General features: G+C 67.2%; 22 protein-coding genes. 13 read left to right on the top strand and 9 right to left on the bottom strand.

Annotation, left to right across the window (positions count from 1 at the left end; all coding sequences use genetic code 11):
* Window positions 1-8: 8 nt before the first annotated feature.
* Genes AC5P5R_RS20035 through AC5P5R_RS20025 form a run of 3 tightly spaced genes read left to right on the top strand, consistent with a single transcriptional unit; the run spans window position 9 to window position 1,721 of the window.
* Window positions 9-245, top strand: a complete 237-nt coding sequence (locus tag AC5P5R_RS20035) for a hypothetical protein (protein WP_033835837.1) — start codon at window positions 9-11, stop codon at window positions 243-245.
* Complete coding sequence (locus AC5P5R_RS20030; protein WP_005407792.1) at window positions 242-832, top strand: cytochrome c oxidase assembly protein; 591 nt, start codon at window positions 242-244, stop codon at window positions 830-832. The genes AC5P5R_RS20035 and AC5P5R_RS20030 overlap by 4 nt, the downstream gene beginning before the upstream one ends.
* Before the next feature lie 13 nt (window positions 833-845).
* Complete coding sequence (locus AC5P5R_RS20025; RefSeq protein ID WP_005407793.1) at window positions 846-1,721, top strand: cytochrome c oxidase subunit 3; 876 nt, start codon at window positions 846-848, stop codon at window positions 1,719-1,721.
* Between the two features lie 20 nt (window positions 1,722-1,741).
* Here AC5P5R_RS20025 and AC5P5R_RS20020 read toward each other — a convergent pair whose 3' ends face one another.
* Window positions 1,742-1,960, bottom strand: coding sequence for a twin transmembrane helix small protein (locus AC5P5R_RS20020; protein ID WP_005412025.1), 219 nt, complete (start codon window positions 1,958-1,960; stop codon window positions 1,742-1,744).
* A gap of 57 nt (window positions 1,961-2,017) precedes the next feature.
* Between AC5P5R_RS20020 and AC5P5R_RS20015 the strand changes: the two genes are divergently transcribed.
* From AC5P5R_RS20015 to AC5P5R_RS19995, 5 genes are all read left to right on the top strand, one after another.
* A complete protein-coding gene (locus tag AC5P5R_RS20015) occupies window positions 2,018-2,731 on the top strand; it encodes an SURF1 family protein (RefSeq protein WP_049459308.1) in 714 nt (237 codons plus the stop codon).
* Between the two features lie 108 nt (window positions 2,732-2,839).
* Window positions 2,840-3,409, top strand: coding sequence for a redox-active disulfide-containing membrane protein (locus tag AC5P5R_RS20010; protein ID WP_005412027.1), 570 nt, complete (start codon window positions 2,840-2,842; stop codon window positions 3,407-3,409).
* 10 nt (window positions 3,410-3,419) lie between these two features.
* Window positions 3,420-4,583: a COX15/CtaA family protein gene (locus AC5P5R_RS20005; RefSeq protein WP_005407797.1), complete on the top strand. Its 1,164-nt coding sequence runs from the start codon at window positions 3,420-3,422 to the stop codon at window positions 4,581-4,583.
* 4 nt (window positions 4,584-4,587) lie between these two features.
* Complete coding sequence (cyoE, locus tag AC5P5R_RS20000; RefSeq protein ID WP_043035494.1) at window positions 4,588-5,481, top strand: heme o synthase; 894 nt, start codon at window positions 4,588-4,590, stop codon at window positions 5,479-5,481.
* A gap of 146 nt (window positions 5,482-5,627) precedes the next feature.
* Window positions 5,628-6,434, top strand: coding sequence for a hypothetical protein (locus AC5P5R_RS19995; RefSeq protein ID WP_049396183.1), 807 nt, complete (start codon window positions 5,628-5,630; stop codon window positions 6,432-6,434).
* Window positions 6,435-6,550: 116 nt separating this feature from the next.
* Here the strand turns inward: AC5P5R_RS19995 and AC5P5R_RS19990 are convergent, their stop codons facing one another.
* The 6 genes from AC5P5R_RS19990 to rpsU form a co-directional block, all read right to left on the bottom strand.
* On the bottom strand, window positions 6,551-7,522 hold the full coding sequence (locus tag AC5P5R_RS19990; RefSeq protein WP_049459310.1) for a bile acid:sodium symporter family protein: 972 nt from the start codon (window positions 7,520-7,522) through the stop codon (window positions 6,551-6,553).
* 31 nt (window positions 7,523-7,553) lie between these two features.
* The gene (locus AC5P5R_RS19985; protein WP_049459311.1) at window positions 7,554-8,054 is read right to left on the bottom strand and encodes a protein tyrosine phosphatase family protein; all 501 of its coding nucleotides are present in this window, start codon (window positions 8,052-8,054) and stop codon (window positions 7,554-7,556) included.
* Between the two features lie 27 nt (window positions 8,055-8,081).
* Window positions 8,082-9,821, bottom strand: a complete 1,740-nt coding sequence (dnaG, locus tag AC5P5R_RS19980) for a DNA primase (RefSeq protein WP_100438292.1) — start codon at window positions 9,819-9,821, stop codon at window positions 8,082-8,084.
* 61 nt (window positions 9,822-9,882) lie between these two features.
* Complete coding sequence (locus AC5P5R_RS19975) at window positions 9,883-10,803, bottom strand: YihY/virulence factor BrkB family protein (RefSeq protein WP_012478940.1); 921 nt, start codon at window positions 10,801-10,803, stop codon at window positions 9,883-9,885.
* Between the two features lie 105 nt (window positions 10,804-10,908).
* Window positions 10,909-11,352 carry a GatB/YqeY domain-containing protein gene (locus AC5P5R_RS19970; protein WP_005412032.1) on the bottom strand — a complete coding sequence of 148 codons (444 nt, stop codon included), beginning with the start codon at window positions 11,350-11,352 and terminating at the stop codon, window positions 10,909-10,911.
* Between the two features lie 134 nt (window positions 11,353-11,486).
* Complete coding sequence (gene rpsU, locus AC5P5R_RS19965) at window positions 11,487-11,702, bottom strand: 30S ribosomal protein S21 (RefSeq protein WP_002808376.1); 216 nt, start codon at window positions 11,700-11,702, stop codon at window positions 11,487-11,489.
* Between the two features lie 166 nt (window positions 11,703-11,868).
* Here rpsU and tsaD point away from each other — a divergent pair, with 166 nt between their 5' ends.
* Complete coding sequence (gene tsaD, locus AC5P5R_RS19960; protein WP_032966370.1) at window positions 11,869-12,894, top strand: tRNA (adenosine(37)-N6)-threonylcarbamoyltransferase complex transferase subunit TsaD; 1,026 nt, start codon at window positions 11,869-11,871, stop codon at window positions 12,892-12,894.
* A gap of 33 nt (window positions 12,895-12,927) precedes the next feature.
* Here the strand turns inward: tsaD and AC5P5R_RS19955 are convergent, their stop codons facing one another.
* Window positions 12,928-13,581, bottom strand: coding sequence for a hypothetical protein (locus AC5P5R_RS19955; protein ID WP_100438293.1), 654 nt, complete (start codon window positions 13,579-13,581; stop codon window positions 12,928-12,930).
* 354 nt (window positions 13,582-13,935) lie between these two features.
* On the opposite strand from AC5P5R_RS19955, the gene folB reads away from it, so the two are divergent.
* The 4 genes from folB to AC5P5R_RS19935 all read left to right on the top strand — a co-directional run bounded on the left by folB (window position 13,936) and on the right by AC5P5R_RS19935 (window position 18,632).
* The gene (gene folB, locus AC5P5R_RS19950; RefSeq protein ID WP_005407807.1) at window positions 13,936-14,289 is read left to right on the top strand and encodes a dihydroneopterin aldolase; all 354 of its coding nucleotides are present in this window, start codon (window positions 13,936-13,938) and stop codon (window positions 14,287-14,289) included.
* A gap of 91 nt (window positions 14,290-14,380) precedes the next feature.
* A complete protein-coding gene (locus AC5P5R_RS19945; protein ID WP_100438294.1) occupies window positions 14,381-15,652 on the top strand; it encodes a mechanosensitive ion channel family protein in 1,272 nt (423 codons plus the stop codon).
* 128 nt (window positions 15,653-15,780) lie between these two features.
* Window positions 15,781-17,955, top strand: coding sequence for a glycoside hydrolase family 3 N-terminal domain-containing protein (locus AC5P5R_RS19940; protein WP_100438295.1), 2,175 nt, complete (start codon window positions 15,781-15,783; stop codon window positions 17,953-17,955).
* A gap of 131 nt (window positions 17,956-18,086) precedes the next feature.
* A complete protein-coding gene (locus AC5P5R_RS19935; protein WP_005407810.1) occupies window positions 18,087-18,632 on the top strand; it encodes a hypothetical protein in 546 nt (181 codons plus the stop codon).
* A gap of 64 nt (window positions 18,633-18,696) precedes the next feature.
* On the opposite strand, the gene AC5P5R_RS19930 is transcribed toward AC5P5R_RS19935, so the two are convergent.
* Entirely contained in the window at window positions 18,697-19,866 is a 1,170-nt protein-coding gene (locus AC5P5R_RS19930) for a PQQ-dependent sugar dehydrogenase (RefSeq protein WP_049433370.1), read from the bottom strand.
* Window positions 19,867-19,884: the final 18 nt, after the last annotated feature.

Below are 19,884 nucleotides of genomic sequence, written 5' to 3'. Positions count from 1 at the left end.
GGTGAGGCATGCATAACGAGAGCCCGCTGCCGATCGGTAGAGTCGACTGTCAGTCGACTCGCGAAGTGCAGCCGACTAACAGTCGGCTCTACCAAAGCCAAAGCCAAAGCCAAAGCCAGACCGAAGCCCAACGCCACGGCATCGAACAGCAACGCCAGCGCGCCAGGCGCACGGCGATGTGGGTCGGCGCCATCGCCGTGCTGGTCTACGTCGGCTTCATCCTCAGCGGGGTGATCGGCCGATGAGCGAGGCGCCAGCCAGCACACCGTCACGCAGTGCGGGGCTGCCGCGCCTGATCGGTGTGGCGGTGGCGGTGTTCCTGCTCACGTTCTCGCTGGTGCCGCTGTACCGCATCGCCTGCGAGAAGGTGTTCGGTGTACGCCTGGAACGCGGCCCGGGCAGCGAGGCCAGCACCGGCGCCGCCACCGGCAAGCGCACCGTGCGCGTGGAGTTCGATGGCGGCGTCAATTCGCGCCTGCCCTGGTCGTTCCATCCCGAGCAGTTGACCATGGACGTGGTGCCCGGCGAACTCAACGAAGCGCTGTACTTCGCGCGCAACGACAGCCAGCAGGCGGTGGTCGGCAGTGCGGTGCCTTCCGTGGCGCCGGCGCGTGCCTCGGGCTTCTTCAGCAAGACCGAATGTTTCTGTTTCACCGCGCAGACGCTGCAGGCTGGCGAGAAGCGCGACATGCCGGTGCGTTTCATCGTCGATCCGGACCTGCCGCCGGAGATCAAGACGATCACCTTGTCCTACACCTTCTATCGCAACGACGCGCTGTCCGATCGGCTGGCCCCGGCCGCCACTTCGGAAGGCGCGCACGCCGCACCCTGACCCGGATACCGACATGGCCCAGACACCGACCGACGCCAACGTGTACTTCGTCCCGGCCCAGAGCAAATGGCCGTTCGTGGGTTCCATCGCGATGATGGTGACCATGGTGGGCGTGGCCAGCTGGCTCAACGATGCCAGCTGGGGGCGCTGGACGTTCTACATCGGCATCGCGATGCTGGTGCTGACCCTGTTCTGGTGGTTCAGCGACGTGGTGCGCGAGTCGCAGGCGGGCAACTACAACCACCAGGTCGATGGCTCGTTCCGGATGGGGATGATCTGGTTCATCTTCTCCGAAGTGATGTTCTTCGGCGCCTTCTTTGGCGCGCTGTTCTACACCCGCAACCTGGGCCTGTCGTGGCTCAGCGGCGAAGGCCGCGGGGTGATGACCAACGAGCTGCTCTGGCAGGGTTATTCCGCCGGCTGGCCGACCAACGGCCCCGCGGCGATCGGCGGCGCGTTCCAGACCATCCCGGCCTGGGGCCTGCCGCTGATCAACACGCTGATCCTGCTCACCTCCGGCGTGACCCTGACCATCGCCCATCACGCACTGAAGGCCGGCAACCGCCGCCAGCTGCTGATCTGGCTGGGCCTGACCGTGGTGCTTGGCCTGGGCTTCCTGACCCTGCAGGCGGAGGAGTACATCCACGCCTACAAGGAACTGAACCTGACGCTCGGCTCGGGCATCTACGGTTCAACGTTCTTCATGCTGACCGGCTTCCACGGCGCGCACGTGCTGCTGGGCACGATCATGCTGATCGTGATGTGGCTGCGTTCGGCCAAGGGGCACTTTACCCGCGACAACCATTTCGGTTTCGAAGCCGCCGCGTGGTACTGGCACTTCGTCGACGTGGTGTGGTTGATGCTGTTCCTGTTCGTCTACGTGCTTTGACCCTGCAGGCAGCGGCGGGGTCAGCCGCCGATGCCGTGCGGTTTGATCCAGCCCATGTAGATGCTCACGATCACCAGCAGGATCAACGCAACCGACACCGCGATGCGGCGCGTCAGTGCGTTGACCGTGCGCTTGGTCTGGCCGCGGTCGACCAGCAGGTAATACAGGCCGGCGCCCAGATTCCAGACGATGACGATCAGAAACGCGATTACCAGCAGGGTCTTCAGCGAATCACTCATGCGCGGCTCGAGGGCAGGGTGGATGCGCCTATCTGACCGCGTTTGCGCGGACTTGTCATGATGCGCCAGCACACGCGCGTGATCGGATGGCTGCTGGCGGTGCTGGCAATGGTCGGTTTCACCGCATTGGGGCTGTGGCAGCTGCAGCGCATGCATGCCAAACAGGCAATGTTGGATGCACAAGGTCCAGCTGTGGCACAGGCGCTGCCACTGGCGCAGGCCCTGGCTGCACCTGGCGCCTTGCACGGCGTGGCCGACCACGGTCGCTTCCTGCCCGGCGTGGTGCTGCTGGACAACCAGACCCGGCACGGCCGCGCGGGCGTGAAGATCTATCGCCCGTTCCGCAGTGACGAGGGCAGCGTGCTGCTGGTCGATCTGGGCTGGCGCGCGCTGCCGCCCGATCGCAGGCTGCCGGATGTGCCGGCACCGCCTTCGCCGGTGGCGGTGCGTGGCCTGCTGGCGCCGCCGCCGTCGGCGGGGCTGGCCCTGGGCCCGGCGTTCTCCGCTACCGATGAGGCCGGGCGTTGGCTTGCCAGCCGCTTGCCCGCCGAGGGCCTGGCGGCGGCGCTTGGCCTGCCGGGATTGCCTGATCGCGTCCTGCGGCTGGACCCGGCGCTGCCCTTCGGCGACGAACGCGACCTGGACCTGCTGCCGAACACGCTGCCGCCGCAACGCCACCTGGGCTACGCCGTGCAGTGGTTCGGCCTGGCCCTGACCGTGCTGGTGGTCGCGCTGGTACTGGAGTGGCGCAGGCGACGTGCTGCCCGGTAGTGCCGGCCGCTGGCCGACAACCCCCGCATTCCTGGATGCCGGCCGGCGGCCGGCGCTACCGCGGCGTCACACCCGCATCCCTCACCCAACCATGAGAAAATGCCCCGCATGAACACTGCTACGTCCCCGCAGGCGCGCGGCTCCGGCCGCCGGACCCTGGTGCTGCTGTTTGCCGTGTTCTTCGGGGCGATGGCGCTGGCCGCCGTGCTGCGCTTCTCTGGCTGGCAGCCCACCGGGCACCGCAATGCCGGCCAGCTGCTGAAGCCGCCTGTGGACCTGCGCCAGCAGGCGCCGACCCTGGCCAACGGCCAGCCGTACCCGTGGAACCCCGAAGCCCGTACCTGGCGCCTGCTGGTGGCGCCGGCCGGTGCCTGCGACGCCCAGTGCGTCACTTTGTCGCAGGGACTGGGCAAGGTGTGGCAGCTGTTCGGCCATAACGCCGATAATGTCGAAATCCTGTGGCTGGGAACGCCACCGGCGTCGATCGCCTCGCTGCCCGCGCTGCGGCCGCTGGCTCCGTCGCCAGCACTGCGCGCGGCCCTGCCCGGCGTCGACGATCCGGCTGGCCTGCCGGTCTACGTGATCGATCCGAACGGCTTCGTGATCATGCGTCATGCCCCGGGCACCGACCTCGGTGGCCTGCGCAAGGACATGGCCACGTTGCTGAAACTGAAGTGAGTCCCGTTTGATGAGCCTTTCCGCGCGTCCGGCGCTGCACCGCAATTTCCACCGCCTGGCGTGGTTCGCCATGATCATGACCGCGAGCACGATCATGTTCGGCGCCTTCGTGCGCCTGTCCGATGCCGGCCTGAGCTGCCCGGACTGGCCGACCTGCTATGGCCAGGCCACCTGGCCGCAGCACGTGGAAGAGACCATCGGCCACCCGGCGGCGGAGATCCGCCCGCTGGAGACCCACAAGGCCTGGCGTGAACAGGTGCACCGCTTCCTGGCCGGCGCATTGGGCATCGAGATCCTGACCCTGGCGCTGCTGGCCACGCGCAAGCGGCGATTCGGAAGCACGGCGGTGGTGACCGCCTGCGTGCTGGTGGCCGCCGGCATACCCCTGTACATGATGGGCTGGCATGGCACCGCCAGTACCTTGGCTCTGATCGGCGAGGCGATCCTGCTGATCGCCGCGCTGCGCTGGAGCAACATCGACCTGGCGCGCGCTGCACTGCTGACCCTGGCCGTGGTGATCTTCCAGGCCCTGCTGGGCATGTGGACGGTGACCCTGCTGCTCAAGCCCATCGTGGTGATGGGGCACCTGCTGGGCGGCATGCTGATGTTCGCGCTGCTGGTCTGGATGGCCTGGCGCGCCACGCACATGCCGATCACCCTGGCCGAAGCACCGAAGCTGAAGTGGGTGCTGCGCATCGGCGTGGCGGTGCTGGTCACCCAGATCGCACTGGGCGGCTGGGTCAGTGCCAACTATGCGGCGCTGGCCTGCGGCGGCGGCAGCGCCTCGCTGGACAACTTCCCGCGCTGTGCCAACCAGTGGTGGCCGCAGCACAACTTCGTCGAAGGCTTCACCCTGTGGCGCGGCATCGGCGTGGATTACGAAGGCGGCGTGCTGGATGGCGCCTCGCGTATCGCCATCCAGATGGCGCACCGGCTGTTCGCGGTGGTGGTGGCCGTCTACCTGCTGTGGCTGGGCGTGCGCCTGTTCCGCTTGCCGAGCATGCGTGGCTGGGCCAGCGCGCTGATCGCGCTGCTGGTGCTGCAGGTCACCCTCGGCATCCTCAACGTGAAGCTGGCGCTGCCGCTGGAAGTGGCGGTGGCCCACAACGGCGTGGCCGTTGCCCTGTTGTTCGTGCTGGTCAGCCTGCTGGCCCGCCTGCGCGCACCGGACTGATTCCATGTTTTCCAATTACCGCCAGTACTGGGACCTGACCAAGCCCAAGGTCGTTGCCCTGATCGTCTTCACCGCCCTGGTCGGCATGGTCCTGGCCATTCCGGGCGTGCCGAGCTGGGAGCAGATGCGCGCCGGCGTGCTCGGTTTCCTCGGCATCTGGCTGGCTGCTTCGGCTGCCGCCGCCATCAACCAGCTCCTGGACGCACACATCGATGCGCAGATGGCGCGCACCTCGTGGCGTCCGCTGGTGGTGGGCAAGGTCAAGCCGTGGCAGGTGCTGGTGTTCGCCGGCGTGCTGATCGTGCTGTCGATGACCATCCTGGTGCTGTGGGTGAACCTGATCACCGCCGTGCTGACCTTCGCCTCGCTGATCGGCTACGCGGTGATCTACACCGTGTACCTCAAGCGTGCGACCTCGCAGAACATCGTCATCGGTGGCCTGGCCGGCGCGATGCCGCCGATGCTGGGCTGGGCCGCAGTGACCGGCATGCAGGGTTCGTCGGACTGGGCGTACTCGTCGCTGCTGGTGCTGATCATCTTCATCTGGACCCCGCCGCACTTCTGGGCGCTGGCGATCTTCCGCCGCGAGGACTACGCCAAGGCGGAGATCCCGATGCTGCCGGTGACCCACGGCGTGGTGCATACCCGCAAGCAGATCATGGTGTATTCGGTGGTGCTGGCGCTGGTCTGCCTGCTGCCGTACCTGGTGGGCATGAGCGGTGCGTTCTACCTGGGCGGCGCGATCGTGCTCAACGCGGTGTTCCTCTGGTATGCCTGGCGCATGCTCAACCCGCCGGACGAATTGTTCTCGATGAAGATGTTCTATTACTCCATCGTGTACCTGATGGCGCTGTTCGCCTTCCTGCTGGTGGACCACTGGATCCTGCCCTGGTTGTGAGGGGCTGCCCTTTGTAGAGTCGAGCCACGCTCGACTCAGGCCCGGTCTGATGGCGGGAGCATCCACGCACGGCGTGGATCTACTTGAACCGCGGTTGCTGCGTCGCCATTGCTGTTCCTGACCGCAAAGGAAAGGAAGGCGCAGGGATGCATTCGATCTTCCGTTGGACCACCGCGCTGCTGCTGGCGCTGGGTGTGGCCCTCACCGCGCATGCCGATGACACCGCCGCGCAGATCCGCCAGCATGCCGGTGAGCACCGCCTGCTGGTACTGGGCGAATTCCACGGCACCCGCGAGACCCCGTTGCTGGTACGCCAGCTGGTGGACGACTACAGCCGCAACGGCCCGGTCCTGCTGGCGCTGGAACTGCCACGTGCCGAGAACCCTGTGCTGCGCGACTATCTGGAATCCGATGGCGGGGCCAGGGCGCGCCGGCACCTGCACGGCCGCGCGTTCTGGACCGTGCGCGATGACCAGCATGATGGTCGCCGCAGCCGCGACATGCTGGCGATGATCGAAGGCCTGCGTGTGCTGAAGATGCAGGGGCGCGTGATCGAATTGGTTGGCTATGACGTCAATGCCAGCAGTGGCGGCAACCAGGCGCGCGATGACTTCATGGCAGCCGAGTTGCGACGGCTCTATCGAGGGTTGCCAGACAATGCACGCATGCTGGTGCTGACTGGCAATGTCCACGCCATGCTGCGGCGGCCGGAAGGTATGCCGCCGGAAATGCAGAGGCAGCCGATGGCCTCCCAGCTGCGGGATCTGGATATCTACAGCGTGCGGTTGGGTGCGCTGCGTGGCCAGGCGTGGGCGTGCGCGGACCGTTGCATGGCGCGGCCACTTCCAGAGCAGGTGGCCCCGCGGCTGCGGGGCGATACCCATGCGGAACGGGCGTACGACCTGTGGGTGTGGATGCCGGAGCTGAGCGTCGGCACGCTCGTGGATCCGTAGCGTCAGGCAACCCATCCACGCATGGCGTGGATCTACTGGTGGTTCACGCCATCCGTGGTTTGGAGTAGATCCACGCCATGCGTGGATGGTTCACTCGGAACAACCCGCGCGCCCTGTCAGGGCTTGCGCCGCGCATACCGCTGCGCGATCACACCGCAGACGATCAGCTGGATCTGGTGGTAGATCATCACCGGCAGCACGATCGCGCCGAGGCTGCCGCCGGCGAACAGCACCTTGGCGATCGGCACGCCGGTGGCCAGGCTCTTCTTCGAGCCGCAGAACACGATGGCGATCTCGTCCTCGCGGTTGAAGCGCAGCCGGCGGGCGATGAAGGTGATCAGCGGCATGGCGATGCCGAGCAGCACGGCAGCCACCACGGCCACGGCCAGCAACGAGAGCAGCGGTGTCTTGCTCCACAACCCTTCGGTCACCGCTTCGCCGAACGCCGAATACACCACCAGCAGGATCGTGCCCTGGTCGGTGTAGCGCAGCAGCGCGCGCTGCTTCTCAACCCAGCCGGCAATCCACGGCCGCAGCAGGTGGCCGGCCACGAACGGCACCAGCAGCTGCAGCACGATGCCGCCGATCGCGTGCAGTGGGTCATGCACGCCGCCGGAGGTGCCGGCCAGCGCGGTCAGCAGCAGTGGGGTCAGGAACACGCCGAGGATGCTCGACAGCGAGGCGCTGCACACCGCTGCCGGCACGTTGCCGCGGGCCATCGAGGTGAACGCGATGGACGACTGCACGGTGGACGGCAGGGTGCACAGGAACAGCACGCCCAGGTACAGCTCCGGAGTCAGCAGCCAGCCCGACAGTGGCTTGAACATCAGCCCCAGCAGCGGGAACAGGAGGAAGGTACAGGCCAGGATGGTCAGGTGCAGCCGCCAGTGCAGCATGCCGCCGATGATCGACTCGCGCGGCAGGCGCGCGCCATGCAGGAAGAACAGCGCGGCGATGGCGACGGTGGTGACATCGTCGAGCACGATGGCGGCGGCGCCCTTCATCGGCAGCAGCGAGGCCAGGCCGACGGTGCACAGCAGGGCGAGGGTGAAGTTGTCCGGTCGCAGGCGCGACCACCAGCGGGTCATGGTGGGCAAAGTCCTTGGTGCGGAGGGTGGTTCAGGGCGAGGTGACCGGTGTGGCCAGGCGCTGGCGGGTGGCGGCTTCCAGTGACTTCAGGCCGGCGCGCTGGCCGAGCTGCAGTGCCTGTTCCGGGCTGGCGTGTTCGTAGCGTGCGTTGACCAGGCCGAGCACGGCGCCGGCGCGGTTGCCGGACGCACAGTGCAGCAACACCGGCCCCTGGCTCTGCTGCAGGGCCTGGTGCACGGCGCGGATGTTGGCGGCATCGAGCCCCTCGGCGCCGGCCACCGGAATGCGCACATAGCGCAGGCCCAGCGATTCGGCCGCGTGGATTTCATCGAAGCCCCGGTCCTCGCCAGGCTGGCGCAGGTCGATCACCGTGCGCACGCCCTGCGCGGCCAGGGCCTGCAGCTGTGCGGCGCTGGGCTGGCCGCCGGCATACAGGCCGGGGCGGACTTCGTTGAGGGGCGCGTCTTCGGCCAGGGCCGTCAGTGGCAGGCAGAGCGACAACAACAGCAGGCAGGTCAGGCGCAGCAGCATGGTCTTCTCCGTGAAAACGTTCTGCCGCTACAGGCGCAGTCCGGCGCGCGCCTTCAGCAGCTCGCGCAGTTCGTACTTGTCAGTATCGTCCAGGCCCTGCTGGCGCTGCTTTGCCAACAACTCCTCCAGACGTTGCACCAGCAGCTGTTTCTCCAGCTGTGCCACGGCGTCGTGCAGTTCCTGGGTCCAGCTGGCCTCGGTGCCGGGCAGCGTCTGTGCGGCCAGGGTATGCAGCGAGGCCTGTTCCTCGCGCCCGTCGAAGTGTTCCAGCAGGGCGCCGGTGCTGATGTCCGGGCGCTGTTCGACCAGCCCCAGCAGCTCCAGCAGCAGTTCCACGCCGGGCAGGCGCAGGCCCTGGAAGTGGTGCTTGCCGCCCAGCGTCAGCGCCAGCGACGGCTGCTGCAGCAGCACGGCGATCGCGCCGCGCACCAGGCTGCGCTTGGCCACGGGCTGGATCGTCCGCTGCGGCTGGCGTTGCGGCATCGGCGTGCGTGCAGCCTGGGCGTTGCCGCCGAGCCCGGTCAGCTGCGCCAGCTGCTGCTTCATCAGGTCGCCGAAGGCGCCGTCGGGAATCTGCGCCAGCATCGGCTTGGCGCGTTCGGCCAGGCGTGCCTTGCCGTCCAGCGTGCCCAGGTTGATCTCGCGGGTCAGTTCGTCGAAGAAGAATTGCGACAGCGGCGTAGCCTGCTTCAGGCGCTCGTTGAACGCTTCGGCGCCTTCCTTGCGCACGATGGTGTCCGGGTCTTCGCCATCGGGCAGGAACAGGAAGAAGGCCTGGCGGCCATCCTTCATGCGCGGCAGCACCGACTCCAGCGCCTTCCAGCCGGCGCGGCGGCCGGCGGCGTCGCCGTCGAAGCAGAAGAACACGTCCGGTGCGTTGCGGAACAGCAGCTCGGCATGGTCCGGCGTGGTCGCGGTACCCAGCGTTGCCACCGCCTGGGTGACGCCGAACTGGAACAGCGAGACCACGTCCATGTAGCCCTCGACCACGATCAGCCGCTCGATCTTCTGGTTGGCCTGGCGCACCTGCCACAGGCCGTACAGTTCGCGGCCCTTGTGGAACAGCGCGGTTTCGGGCGAGTTGAGGTACTTGGGGCCGTCGTCCTTCTCGAACACGCGGCCGCCGAAGGCGATCACCCGGCCGCGACGATCGAAGATCGGGAACATCACCCGGTCGCGGAACTTGTCGTAGACATGGCCGCGATCGTTCTTGGAGAACAGGCCGGCACGGTCGAGCAGCTTCATGCGCCGCTCGTCCTTGCCCAGCGCATCGCGCAGGCCGCTGTACCCGTCCGGGGCGTAGCCGATCTGGAAGCGCGCGCGGTTCTCTTCGTCCACGCCACGCCCATCGAGGTAACTGCGTGCCTTGTCGCTGCTTTCCAGGTTCTTCTGGAAGAACCGGGTGGCGGCATCCAGTGCCGAATACAGCTCGCGGCTGTCGTCCTGCTGCTGGGGGCTGCGCGGGTTCTCGTTGCGCGGTACTTCCATGCCCGCGCGCTTGGCCAGCTCATCCACCGCGTCGAGGAACTCGAGGCGGTCGTAGTTCATCAGGAAGCTGATCGCGGTGCCGTGCGCGCCGCAGCCGAAGCAGTGATAGAACTGCTTGGTGGGCGAGACCGTGAACGACGCCGAGCGCTCGTCATGGAACGGGCAGCGGGCGGCGTACTCCTTGCCCTGGCGCTTCAACGGCACGCGGCTGCCCACCACCTCGACGATGTCGGTGCGGGCGAGCAGGTCGTCGATGAAAGCGTCGGGGATACGGGCCATGGGCAACAGGGCAGGGCGCGGTGCAGGACCACGCGACGGAACCGGGGGCGGTCGGCCTAGTTTACCCCCTGTCGGGCACCTGGCTGGCGGTTGCCGGATCAATGCCGGCTGCGGCCAGGTGATGACGCGCGCGCAGGCGCTCATCGATCACCGCCGTCATCAGGGCACCAACGAAGAACACGACGGTGGCGTAGTAGATCCAGACCAGCGAGATCACCAGCGCGCCCATCGAACCGTAGGCACTGCCGGGGGCCACGGTGGCGATGTAGACGCCGATGCCGTACCGGCCCAGTGCGAACAGTGCCGAGGTGATGACGCCGCCGATGAAGGCCTGGCGCCACGCCACGCGACGGTCGGGCAGGTAGTGGTACATGAAGGCGAAGCCGACTGCGTACAGCAGCAGGCTCGTGACGTACCCCAGCGCGGGCAGGATCGAGGGCAGTTGCGCGAAGGCCACCTGCAGCACCGTGGTGGCGGTCATCGACAGGATCAGCAGGAAGCCCAGCGCCAGCACCACGCCGAACGAGAACACGCGCTTGCGCAGCCAGGCCTTGAGGCCTTCCAGGCGCTCGCCGCTGGTGCGGAAGATCAGGTTCAGTGCGTTCTGCAGCTGGGCGAACACGGCGGTGGCGCCGACGAACAGCAGCAGCGTGCTCCACACACCCGCCAGCGAGCCGACATCCGGCTGGTTGTCGGCGTTCTTCAGAACGGTTTCGGCCACGGTGGCCGCGCTGCTGCCGGCCACCGAGCTGATCTGGTCGATCAGTGCCTGCTGGGCCGGTGGGTACAGCGAGGCGGTCAGCCACAGCAGCAGCACCAGCAACGGTGCCATCGACAGCAGGGCGTAGAAGGAGACGGAAGCTGCCTGGGTCAGCACGTCGACGTCGACGAAGCGCTTGGCCACCGCCATCGGGAAGCTGTCCTGCAGGCGCTTGATGTACTTGCGCAGTGACACGGGAACGTTGGGCTCGGGTTCAACCATGTGTGCGGTTGTAGCAGGCGACCGACGAAGGTGCGGTGAAGCGGGTGCATCAATGGGGTCAGAGCCCTTCCGTGTCGCGGAAGGGATCCGACCGCAAGTGCTGGATTACGCCAGCAGCTGCTTGACCAGCTTGGAGACCAGGCCCATGTCGGCCTGGCCGGCGAGCTTGGGCTTCAGTGCGCCCATCAGCTTGCCCATGTCGGCCGGGCCGGAGGCGCCGGTTTCGGCGATGGCGGCCTGGATGGCGGCCACGATCTCGGCTTCGCCCATCTTGGCCGGCAGGTAGGCTTCGATGACCACGATCTCGGCGCGCTCGATCTCGGCCAGGTCTTCGCGGTTGGCGGCTTCGTACTGGCTGACCGAGTCCTTGCGCTGCTTGACCATCTTGTCGAGCACGGCGATCACGGCGGTGTCGTCCAGTTCGATGCGCTCGTCCACTTCGCGCTGCTTGATGGCGGCATTGATCAGGCGGATCACGCCCAGCTTGTGCTTCTCGCCCGCCTTCATGGCGGCCTTCATGTCTTCGGTGAGCTGCTGCTTCATGCTCATGAGGAACCTCGTGGTGGTAGGTGGGGCGGGGGCGGATGCCCGAACCCGGAAACGCAAAAAGCCGGCGACGCTCGCGCGTGCCGGCTTCGGCTCCATCGCGACAGGCAGGCCCGCCGCAATGAAGATGCGTCCGATCAGTACAGGCGCTGACGCTTGGTGACGTCGCGCGACGAGCGGCGCAGCTGACGCTTCACAGCAGCGGCGGCCTTGCGCTTGCGCTCCTGGGTCGGCTTTTCGTAGAACTCGCGCTTGCGGGTTTCGGCCAGCACACCGGCCTTTTCGCAAGTGCGCTTGAAGCGGCGAAGAGCAAACTCGAAGGGCTCGTTCTCGCGGACTTTGACGCTGGGCATGGAATCTCCGGGACACAGTAGAACCGGGTCACGCCCGGCGAGCCGCACATTATAGCGGCGAATAGACAAACTGCAAGCGGCCAACCCTGAATACGGGCCGGAAGTTCGAAAGCAGTGAGATCTGCACATCCCCCGAGGGGGCGGCAGGGGCGTCATAATAGCAGGCATGCGAGTCCTTGGCATCGAATCTTCCTGTGATGAGACCGGCGTGGCGGTGTATGACACCGGCCTGTCCGGCAGCGCGGCCCTGCGCGCCCATGCGGTCTACAGCCAGATCGCCCTGCACGCCGAATACGGGGGTGTGGTGCCAGAGCTGGCCAGCCGCGACCACGTCCGCAAGCTGCTGCCGCTGGTGCGCCAGACCCTGGCCGAAGCCGGTCTGGGGGTAGGCGATATCGATGGCGTGGCTTATACGGCCGGTCCCGGCCTGGTCGGCGCGCTGCTGGTGGGCGCGGGCGTGGCGCGTTCGCTGGCCTGGGCGCTGGAGGTACCAGCCGTGGGCGTACACCATATGGAAGGCCACCTGCTGGCCCCGCTGATGGAAGACGACCCGCCGGAAGCGCCGTTCGTGGCACTGCTGGTGTCCGGTGGCCATACCCAGCTGGTGGCGGTGGATGCGATTGGCCAGTACCGCCTGCTGGGCGAAACCCTGGATGATGCGGCCGGCGAGGCCTTCGACAAGACTGCCAAGCTGATGGGGCTGCCGTACCCGGGCGGCCCGCAGCTGGCCAGGCTGGCCGAGCAGGGCACGCCGGGCGCGTACCGCTTCGCGCGGCCGATGACCGACCGCCCGGGGCTGGATTTCAGCTTCTCCGGCCTGAAGACCCAGGTCCTGATGGCCTGGCGCGACAGCGACCAGAGCGAGCAGACCCGTGCCGACATCGCCCGGGGCTTTGAAGATGCGGTGGTCGAGACCCTGTCGATCAAGTGCGAGCGCGCGCTGGAAGCGGCGGGGACCAACGTGATCGTGGTGGCCGGCGGCGTCGGCGCCAACAAGCGCCTGCGCGCCCGCCTGCAGCAGATGGCCGAGCGCCTCGGCGGCCGCGCCTGCTTCCCGCGGCCGGCACTGTGCACCGACAACGGGGCGATGATTGCCTTCGCCGGCGCGCTGCGCCTGCAGGCCGGCCAGCACAGCCCGCCGAAGGTGGATGTGACCCCGCGCTGGGACATGGCGACCCTGCCGGCGGTGTGAACCGGTAGCGTCGGGCCACGGCCGGCGGACGCATTACCGATGCGCTGCCAACGGCGACGCCGCCAGCACGGTTGTCGCCCGCTCATGGCGCTGCAGCCAGCCCAGCGTGTGCGGGCAGCGGGCATGGATCAGCCGCCCGATCGCGGCCAGGTCGGCGCCGATGTCGCGCTCGAGGATGGGCTCGTGATGGGCGATGCGGTTGCGCAGGTGGCGGATGCGGTCGAGGTCAGCATGGATGTTCCTGCGGACCACGCTGAGAGCATCCTGTGGCGCGTTCGGCAACGCAATCTTCAAGCCCCGCGCCCAGATGGCTCCCTCGAAGCGCCGCGTGAAAAGCTGCTGCCAGAAAGCGAAACGAAGACTGGCGATGATCTCCGGAGTGTCCATCCGAGGATCTGCCTGTCTATGGATATCCTGCAAGGCCGACAACGCGCCATCTGCTGGCATCCGCTGCAGCAGTGCAGGATGCCAGGGCCAGCGCGGCCCGAAGGTATGCGCCAGCGCCGCGGCCACCGCATTGCGGATTACGATTTCACAGACGTGCAGGGGAGATAGCAGCGCGCCGCACATCTGCATGTTCCATACGTAAAGTGAGGCGGCGTCCAAACAGTGCCGGTATGCAATGCGTTTGTACGTCGCCCACCGTGGGCGTGACAGCGCTGCCTGCAGGATTCGTTGCTCTCTCATCAAATACGGGACCACATGGCGGATCACTAGCCTGCGCTGGTTGCCGCAGGCGTGATATCGGGCAATGCCGCCGTGTCAGGCAGCAAAATTCCTGTATCGCCTTGGGCTTCCTCCAGTATGTCGTGATTGACTCTGGACCGTAGAGGAAATGAACGTCACGATCTGCATCGTGTGCTCCGGGACTCGCGGCTGGATTCCAGCTCCCCCCGGGGACGTTGAGAGGTACCAAAGGGCCCCGCTAGCAGGGCCCTTTGTTTTTTCCGGACCGCCCTACGCCGTTGGCCCGCCGCCCGTTCCGGGCAGGCTCACCGCCGTGCCGGTACCATGGCCGTCTGTATTCGGCTGGTAACCGCAATGGACAAGGTTTTCATCGAGGGGCTGACGATCGACGCCCTGATCGGCATCTACGATTGGGAGCGGCGGATCCGCCAGGACCTGGTGTTCGACCTGGAAATGGGCTTCGACAACCGCCGCCCCGCAGCCACCGATGACATCGCCCACACCCTGAACTACAAGGCGGTGAGCAAGCGCCTGGAACAGTTCGTGCGCGAGTCGGAGTTCGGCCTGGTCGAGACCCTGGCCGAGCGTTGCGCGCAGATCGTGCTGGACGAGTTCGACGTGAAGTGGCTGCGCCTGAAGCTGAGCAAGCCGGGCGCGGTGCGCGGCGCGCGCGCGGTGGGCGTGATCATCGAACGCACGCGGGACTGACCCGGTCGTGCCGGCCATTGGCCAGCAACCCCGGTAGTGCCGGCCGCTGGCCGGCAACCTTGGCAACAACGAAACAGACAGGAGACAACCGATGGTGGACGCGGTGGTGGCGGTACAGTGGCTGGAACGGCTGCAGAACACACTGGAACCCTATCCTGGCGCCTACCTGGCGTTGATGATCTCGGCGCTGCTGATCGCCGCTGGCCTGGCCAACTGGGTGACCAAGCGCATCCTGCTGCGCGGGCTGCGACGCCTGCTCAGCCGCCTGCCGGGCGCTGATACCGGCCGCGGCAGCCACCTGATGCGGGTGATCTCGCGTCTGTCCAATGTGGTGCCCAGCCAGGTGATCGCCTCGGGCATCCGCATCGTGCCGGACCTGCCGCCGGGGCTGGTGAGCTTCATCATCGGCGCCTGCCAGGCGTGGGCGATCCTGACCGTGGTGCTGGCCATCTCGCATGCGCTGGATGCGGCCAATGATCTCTACGAGCGCCGCCCCGAGGCACGCAACAAGCCGATCAAGGGGTACCTGCAGGTCGCCAAGATCGTCATCTTCGTGATCGCCGGCCTGTCGATCGTTGCCACCCTGGCCGGCGTCGACCTCCGCTATCTGGTCACCGGTCTCGGCGCCGCCACCGCAGTGCTGATGCTGATCTTCCAGGACACCATCCTGTCGCTGGTGGCCAGCGTACAGATCAGTGGCGATGGTCGCGTGCGCATCGGTGACTGGATCGAGATGCCCAGCCAGAACGCCGATGGCGATGTGATCGACATCGCCCTGCACACCATCACCGTGCAGAACTTCGACAAGACCATCACCACCATCCCGACCAAGAAGCTGGTGACCGAGTCGTTCAAGAACTGGCGCGGCATGCAGGAGGCGGGTGGGCGCCGGATCAAGCGCGCGCTGTACCTGGACCAGCACAGCGTCGGCTTCCTGGATGAGGGCGACCTGGCCTTCCTCGGTGAATTCGCGCTGCTGCGCGACTACCTGCAGGCCAAGGAGCAGGAGCTGGGGCAGTGGAACGGGCGCCTGCGCGAGCAGGGCGTGGCCGAGGTCAACAGCCGCCGGGTGACCAACCTGGGTACCTTCCGGGCCTATGTGGAGCGCTACCTGCGCAGCCACCCGGGCATCCATACCGACATGACCCTGCTGGTCCGTCAGCTGCAGCCGACCACCGAAGGCCTGCCGCTGGAGCTGTACTGCTTCACCCGCAGCACCGCCTGGGCCGAGTACGAGGCGGTGCAGTCAGACATCTTCGACCACCTGCTGGCGATCCTGCCGGCCTTCGGCCTGCGGGTGTTCCAGGCCTCCAGCGACGCCATGTTGATGGCCGGGCAGCGCCAGCTGGCCGGCTCGGAGTAAGCTGCGGTGCCCCCGGCGGGGCCATACGGACCCCGCTGGTGGCTGAAACTGAATGAACAAACCCCTCGCCAAATCGCCCGGGATCGCTAGAATGCCGGGCTTGTAAACGTTTTCATCAAGGACTGCCGGTGGCCTCCGATCGCATCGAATCCCTCATTGCCCAGATGACCGTCGAGGAAAAGGTCGGCCAGCTGGGTGTCTTCGCGGACATGGTCCGCCCGTTCGCCCCGGACGTGAACCCGGAAGCCAACGTGCGCAATGCCGACCAGGTGCTGCAGCAGGTGCGCGAGGGCAAGGTCGGCTCGCTGTTCAATGGTGTGGGCGCCGAACTGGGCCGCCGGATCCAGCAGGTCGCCACCGAAGAGAGCCGCCTGGGCATCCCGGTGATCCTGGCGGCCGACGTCATCCACGGCATGCGCACCGTGTTCCCGATTCCGCTGGGCGAGGCCGCCAGCTTCGAGCCGGCGCTGGCCGAGCGCACCGCGCGCGCCACCGCCATCGAGGCCACGGCCGCTGGCCTGCACTGGACCTATGCCCCGGCCGTGGACATCGCCCGCGACCAGCGCTGGGGCCGTGGCGCCGAAGGTGCCGGTGAGGACGTGGTGCTGGGCTGTGCCTTTGCCGCCGCCCGCGTGCGCGGCTTCCAGGGCAGCGACCTGCGCGCCGCCGATTCGCTGCTGGCCACGCCGAAGCACTTCGCCGCCTATGGCGCGGTGATGGCCGGCATGGAATACAACATGGTGGACATCTCGCCGCAGACCCTGCGCGACGTGCACCTGCCGCCGTTCAAGGCCGCCTTCGACGCCGGCGCGATCACCGTGATGTCCTCGTTCAACGACATCAACGGCGTGCCGGCCAGTGCCAACGCCGAACTGCTGACCGACATCCTGCGCGGTGAATGGAAGTTCCCGGGCGTGGTGATCTCCGACTACACCGCCGATATGGAACTGGTCGCGCACGGCTATGCCGCCGACGACCGCGATGCCACCGCCAAGGCGTTCACCGCCGGCCTGGACCTGAGCATGCAGAGCGGCTTCTACGCCGAGCACCTGCCGGGCCTGGTCGAGAGCGGCGAGGTGCCGATGGCGGTGCTGGATGAGGGCGTGCGCCGCATCCTGTGGCTGAAGGAAACCATCGGCCTGTTCGACGACCCGTACCGTTCGCTGGACCCGGCGCGCGAAGCCGATACCTCGTACCTCGCCGCGCATGACGAACTGTCGCGCGATGCCGCGCGCCGTTCGATCGTGCTGCTGAACAACCGTGACAACGTGCTGCCGCTGCAGAAGACCGGGCAGAAGATCGCGCTGATCGGCCCGTTCGTGCAGGACCGCGAGAACATTGAAGGCTGCTGGACCCTGTTCGGCGACAAGCAGCGTTACGTGGACCTGGAAACCGGCGTGCGCGCCGCCATCGGCGATGAAGCGCTGCTGGAGATCGTGCCGGGCTGCGAACTGGAAACTGCCATTCCGGGCGGCACCGAAGCAGCGGTGGCTGCCGCGCTGCGCGCCGACGTGGTGGTGCTGGCGCTGGGCGAACCGCAGCGCTACAGCGGTGAAGCGCAGTCGCGCGTGGAGATCACCCTGCCGCCGGCACAGCAGGCACTGGCCGAGGCGGTGGCGATGACCGGCAAGCCGCTGGTGGTGCTGCTGCGCAACGGCCGTGCGCTGGCATTGCAGGGCGCGGTGCGCAACGCGCACGCGGTGGCGGTCACCTGGTACCTGGGCACGCAGACCGGCCATGCCGTGGCTGATGTGCTGTTCGGCGACTACAGCCCGTCCGGCCGCCTGCCGGTCAGCTTCCCGCAGGTGTCCGGCCAGCAGCCGTACTTCTACAACCACCCGCGCACCGGCCGCCCGGAACTGCCGACCATGTCGGAGTTCAAGGCTCGCTGGCGCGAGATCCCGAACGAGCCGCTGTACCCGTTCGGCCACGGCATCGGCTACACCACCTTCGCCTACGGCGTGCCGCAGCTGAGTGCGGCGCAGCTCGGCTGGGACGACACCCTGACCATCACCACCACGCTGACCAACAGCGGCGACGTGGCCGGCGAGGAAGTGGTGCAGCTGTACATCCACGACCGCGTGGCCAGCCGCGTGCGTCCGGTGCGTGAACTGAAGGACTTCCGCAAGGTGGCACTGCAGCCAGGCGAGTCGACCGACGTGGTGTTCACCCTCACCCGCGAGCAACTGGCCTTCACCGGCCGCGACGGCGTGCTGCGTGCCGAACCGGGCCACTTCGACCTGTGGGTCTGCGCGTCCTCGGCGGCCGGCGAAGCCGTGCAGTTCGAGCTGCTGAAGTCCTGATCGAAGAAAAAAGGGGACGGTGGGGATTAAGTCGTTTGTGGCACTAACGACTTAATCCCCTCCGTCCCCTTTTTGTTGTCCTCACCGCGGCGGCGCTACCATCGGGCTCCCTGTTTCGATGGAGTGCGCGCATGCGCCGGATGGCTTGTCTGATTCCCGCCCTGATGCTGGCCGCCTGTTCGCAGCCGGCGGCACCGCCGGCCGAGCCTGCGGCGGATGCACCGCCGCCGATGGAGGCCAGCGCCCCGGCAACGCCTGCGGCGTCTGCCACTGAACCCGCTGCTTCGGCACCGGCCGCGCCCGCAGCGGAAGCGCCCGCCGAAGACGCACGCGCGCGCATCGAAACGCTGCTTGGCGATGCGGCGCAGTTCGAGAAGGTCTTCAATGCGTTCAAGGCCGCCGTGGTCGGCGGCGATCGCGCTGCGGTGGTCGAGGAAGTGCGCTTTCCATTGAACGTCGGTGGCGGAAAGAAGATCACCGGCCCCGGTGAGTTCCAGCGCAACTACGAGAAGATCATCACCCCGGCGGTGGTCAAGGCGGTGTCCGAGCAGGATTTCGGCAAGGTGTTCGTCAACCAGCAGGGCGTGATGATCGGCAGCGGCCAGGTGTGGTTGAACGGGCAGTGCCTGGACCAGGCCTGCACGAAGACCGAGGTGAAGGTCATCACCATCCAATGAACGCAGACGGCCCCGCGTGCGGGGCCGTTGCGGACAAACGTGCCGGCCAGCGCCCGGCACTACCTCAGGTGCTCGGGGTGAGCTTCAGCAGGCGCGCCTTGCTGCCGTCTTCCAGCAGCCACAGGGCGCCATCCGGGCCCTGTTCCACTTCGCGGATGCGCTCGCCCATGTTGAAGCGTTCGGCTTCGCGCGCGCTGTCGCCGTCGAAGGCCACGCGCACCAGCGAGGTGGAGGACAGGCCGCCGATGAAGCCGCTGCCCTTCCACTGCGGGAACAGGTTGCCGCTGTAGATCACGAAGCCGGCCGGCGAGATCACCGGCGTCCAGGTCACCTTCGGCGCGGCGAATTCCGGGCGCGTGTCGTGGTCGGGAATCGGCCGGCCGTCGTAATGGTCACCATTGGAAACGATCGGGTAGCCGTAGTTGGCGCCGCGCACGATCAGGTTCAGTTCGTCACCGCCGGCCGGGCCCATCTCGTGTGCCCACAGCTTGCCGTTGGCATCGAAGGCCATGCCGAGGATGTTGCGGTGGCCCAGTGACCACACCTGCGCGGCCACGCCGCCCTGCGAGGCGAACGGGTTGTCGGCGGGCAGGCTGCCATCATCGTTGAGGCGGATGATCTTGCCGAGGTTGCCGCCCATGTCCTGCGCCGGATCGAACTTCTGGCGCTCGCTGGAGCTGATCCACAGCTTGCCGTCCGGGCCGAAAGCAAGGCGATGGCCGTAGTGGCCTTCACCACTCACCTTCGGGCTCTGTCGCCAGATCACCTTCAGGTCCTTCAGCTGGCCGGCACCGTTGGCATCCAGCGCCAGCGTGGCACGGGCCACGGCAGCGCCGCGGGTGTCCAGCGTGCCTTCCTCGGCATAGCTGAGATAGATCACGTGGTTGCTCGCGAATTGCGGGTGCAGGATCACGTCACCGAAGCCGCCCTGGCCGCCGTAAGCGACCTTCGGAACGCCGGTGATCTCATGCTTCTGGCCGCTGGCCAGGTCCAGGTGCTGCAGCTTGCCGCGCTTTTCAGTGACCAGCAGGCTGCCGTCCGGCAGGAAGGTCATCGCCCACGGCTGGTCGAACCGGCTGATTTCGGTGGCGGTGAACGGGCGCTGGTCGGCAGTGGTGGAGGCTGCGGGCGCCGCAGTCTGGGCGCCGTTGGCGGCCGGGTCGGCGGCATTGCAGGCGGAGGTGGCAAGGATCGGCACCAGGCCGAGGGCGAGCAGCAGGGGCGTGCGGGTCATGGGTATCTCCAGGGCGGG

The organism is Stenotrophomonas sp. YJH_SMC_19 (assembly GCF_059367915.1).
This window is presented reverse-complemented; position numbering and strand designations above follow the sequence as displayed.

Excerpts from the sequence above, each read along its gene's own strand:
- AC5P5R_RS20030 (WP_005407792.1), top strand. The coding sequence starts at position 242 with ATGAGCGAGGCGCCAGCCAGCACACCGTCACGCAGTGCGGGGCTGCCG.
- AC5P5R_RS19930 (WP_049433370.1), bottom strand. The coding sequence starts at position 19,866 with ATGACCCGCACGCCCCTGCTGCTCGCCCTCGGCCTGGTGCCGATCCTT.
- AC5P5R_RS20005 (WP_005407797.1), top strand. The coding sequence starts at position 3,420 with ATGAGCCTTTCCGCGCGTCCGGCGCTGCACCGCAATTTCCACCGCCTG.
- AC5P5R_RS19995 (WP_049396183.1), top strand. The coding sequence starts at position 5,628 with ATGCATTCGATCTTCCGTTGGACCACCGCGCTGCTGCTGGCGCTGGGT.
- AC5P5R_RS20010 (WP_005412027.1), top strand. The coding sequence starts at position 2,840 with ATGAACACTGCTACGTCCCCGCAGGCGCGCGGCTCCGGCCGCCGGACC.
- dnaG (WP_100438292.1), bottom strand. The coding sequence starts at position 9,821 with ATGGCCCGTATCCCCGACGCTTTCATCGACGACCTGCTCGCCCGCACC.
- AC5P5R_RS20035 (WP_033835837.1), top strand. The coding sequence starts at position 9 with ATGCATAACGAGAGCCCGCTGCCGATCGGTAGAGTCGACTGTCAGTCG.
- AC5P5R_RS19970 (WP_005412032.1), bottom strand. The coding sequence starts at position 11,352 with ATGAGCATGAAGCAGCAGCTCACCGAAGACATGAAGGCCGCCATGAAG.
- AC5P5R_RS19990 (WP_049459310.1), bottom strand. The coding sequence starts at position 7,522 with ATGACCCGCTGGTGGTCGCGCCTGCGACCGGACAACTTCACCCTCGCC.
- AC5P5R_RS19935 (WP_005407810.1), top strand. The coding sequence starts at position 18,087 with ATGCGCCGGATGGCTTGTCTGATTCCCGCCCTGATGCTGGCCGCCTGT.
- cyoE (WP_043035494.1), top strand. The coding sequence starts at position 4,588 with ATGTTTTCCAATTACCGCCAGTACTGGGACCTGACCAAGCCCAAGGTC.
- rpsU (WP_002808376.1), bottom strand. The coding sequence starts at position 11,702 with ATGCCCAGCGTCAAAGTCCGCGAGAACGAGCCCTTCGAGTTTGCTCTT.
- AC5P5R_RS19945 (WP_100438294.1), top strand. The coding sequence starts at position 14,381 with ATGGTGGACGCGGTGGTGGCGGTACAGTGGCTGGAACGGCTGCAGAAC.
- tsaD (WP_032966370.1), top strand. The coding sequence starts at position 11,869 with ATGCGAGTCCTTGGCATCGAATCTTCCTGTGATGAGACCGGCGTGGCG.
- AC5P5R_RS19975 (WP_012478940.1), bottom strand. The coding sequence starts at position 10,803 with ATGGTTGAACCCGAGCCCAACGTTCCCGTGTCACTGCGCAAGTACATC.
- AC5P5R_RS20025 (WP_005407793.1), top strand. The coding sequence starts at position 846 with ATGGCCCAGACACCGACCGACGCCAACGTGTACTTCGTCCCGGCCCAG.
- AC5P5R_RS19955 (WP_100438293.1), bottom strand. The coding sequence starts at position 13,581 with ATGAGAGAGCAACGAATCCTGCAGGCAGCGCTGTCACGCCCACGGTGG.
- AC5P5R_RS20015 (WP_049459308.1), top strand. The coding sequence starts at position 2,018 with ATGATGCGCCAGCACACGCGCGTGATCGGATGGCTGCTGGCGGTGCTG.
- AC5P5R_RS19985 (WP_049459311.1), bottom strand. The coding sequence starts at position 8,054 with ATGCTGCTGCGCCTGACCTGCCTGCTGTTGTTGTCGCTCTGCCTGCCA.
- AC5P5R_RS20020 (WP_005412025.1), bottom strand. The coding sequence starts at position 1,960 with ATGAGTGATTCGCTGAAGACCCTGCTGGTAATCGCGTTTCTGATCGTC.
- folB (WP_005407807.1), top strand. The coding sequence starts at position 13,936 with ATGGACAAGGTTTTCATCGAGGGGCTGACGATCGACGCCCTGATCGGC.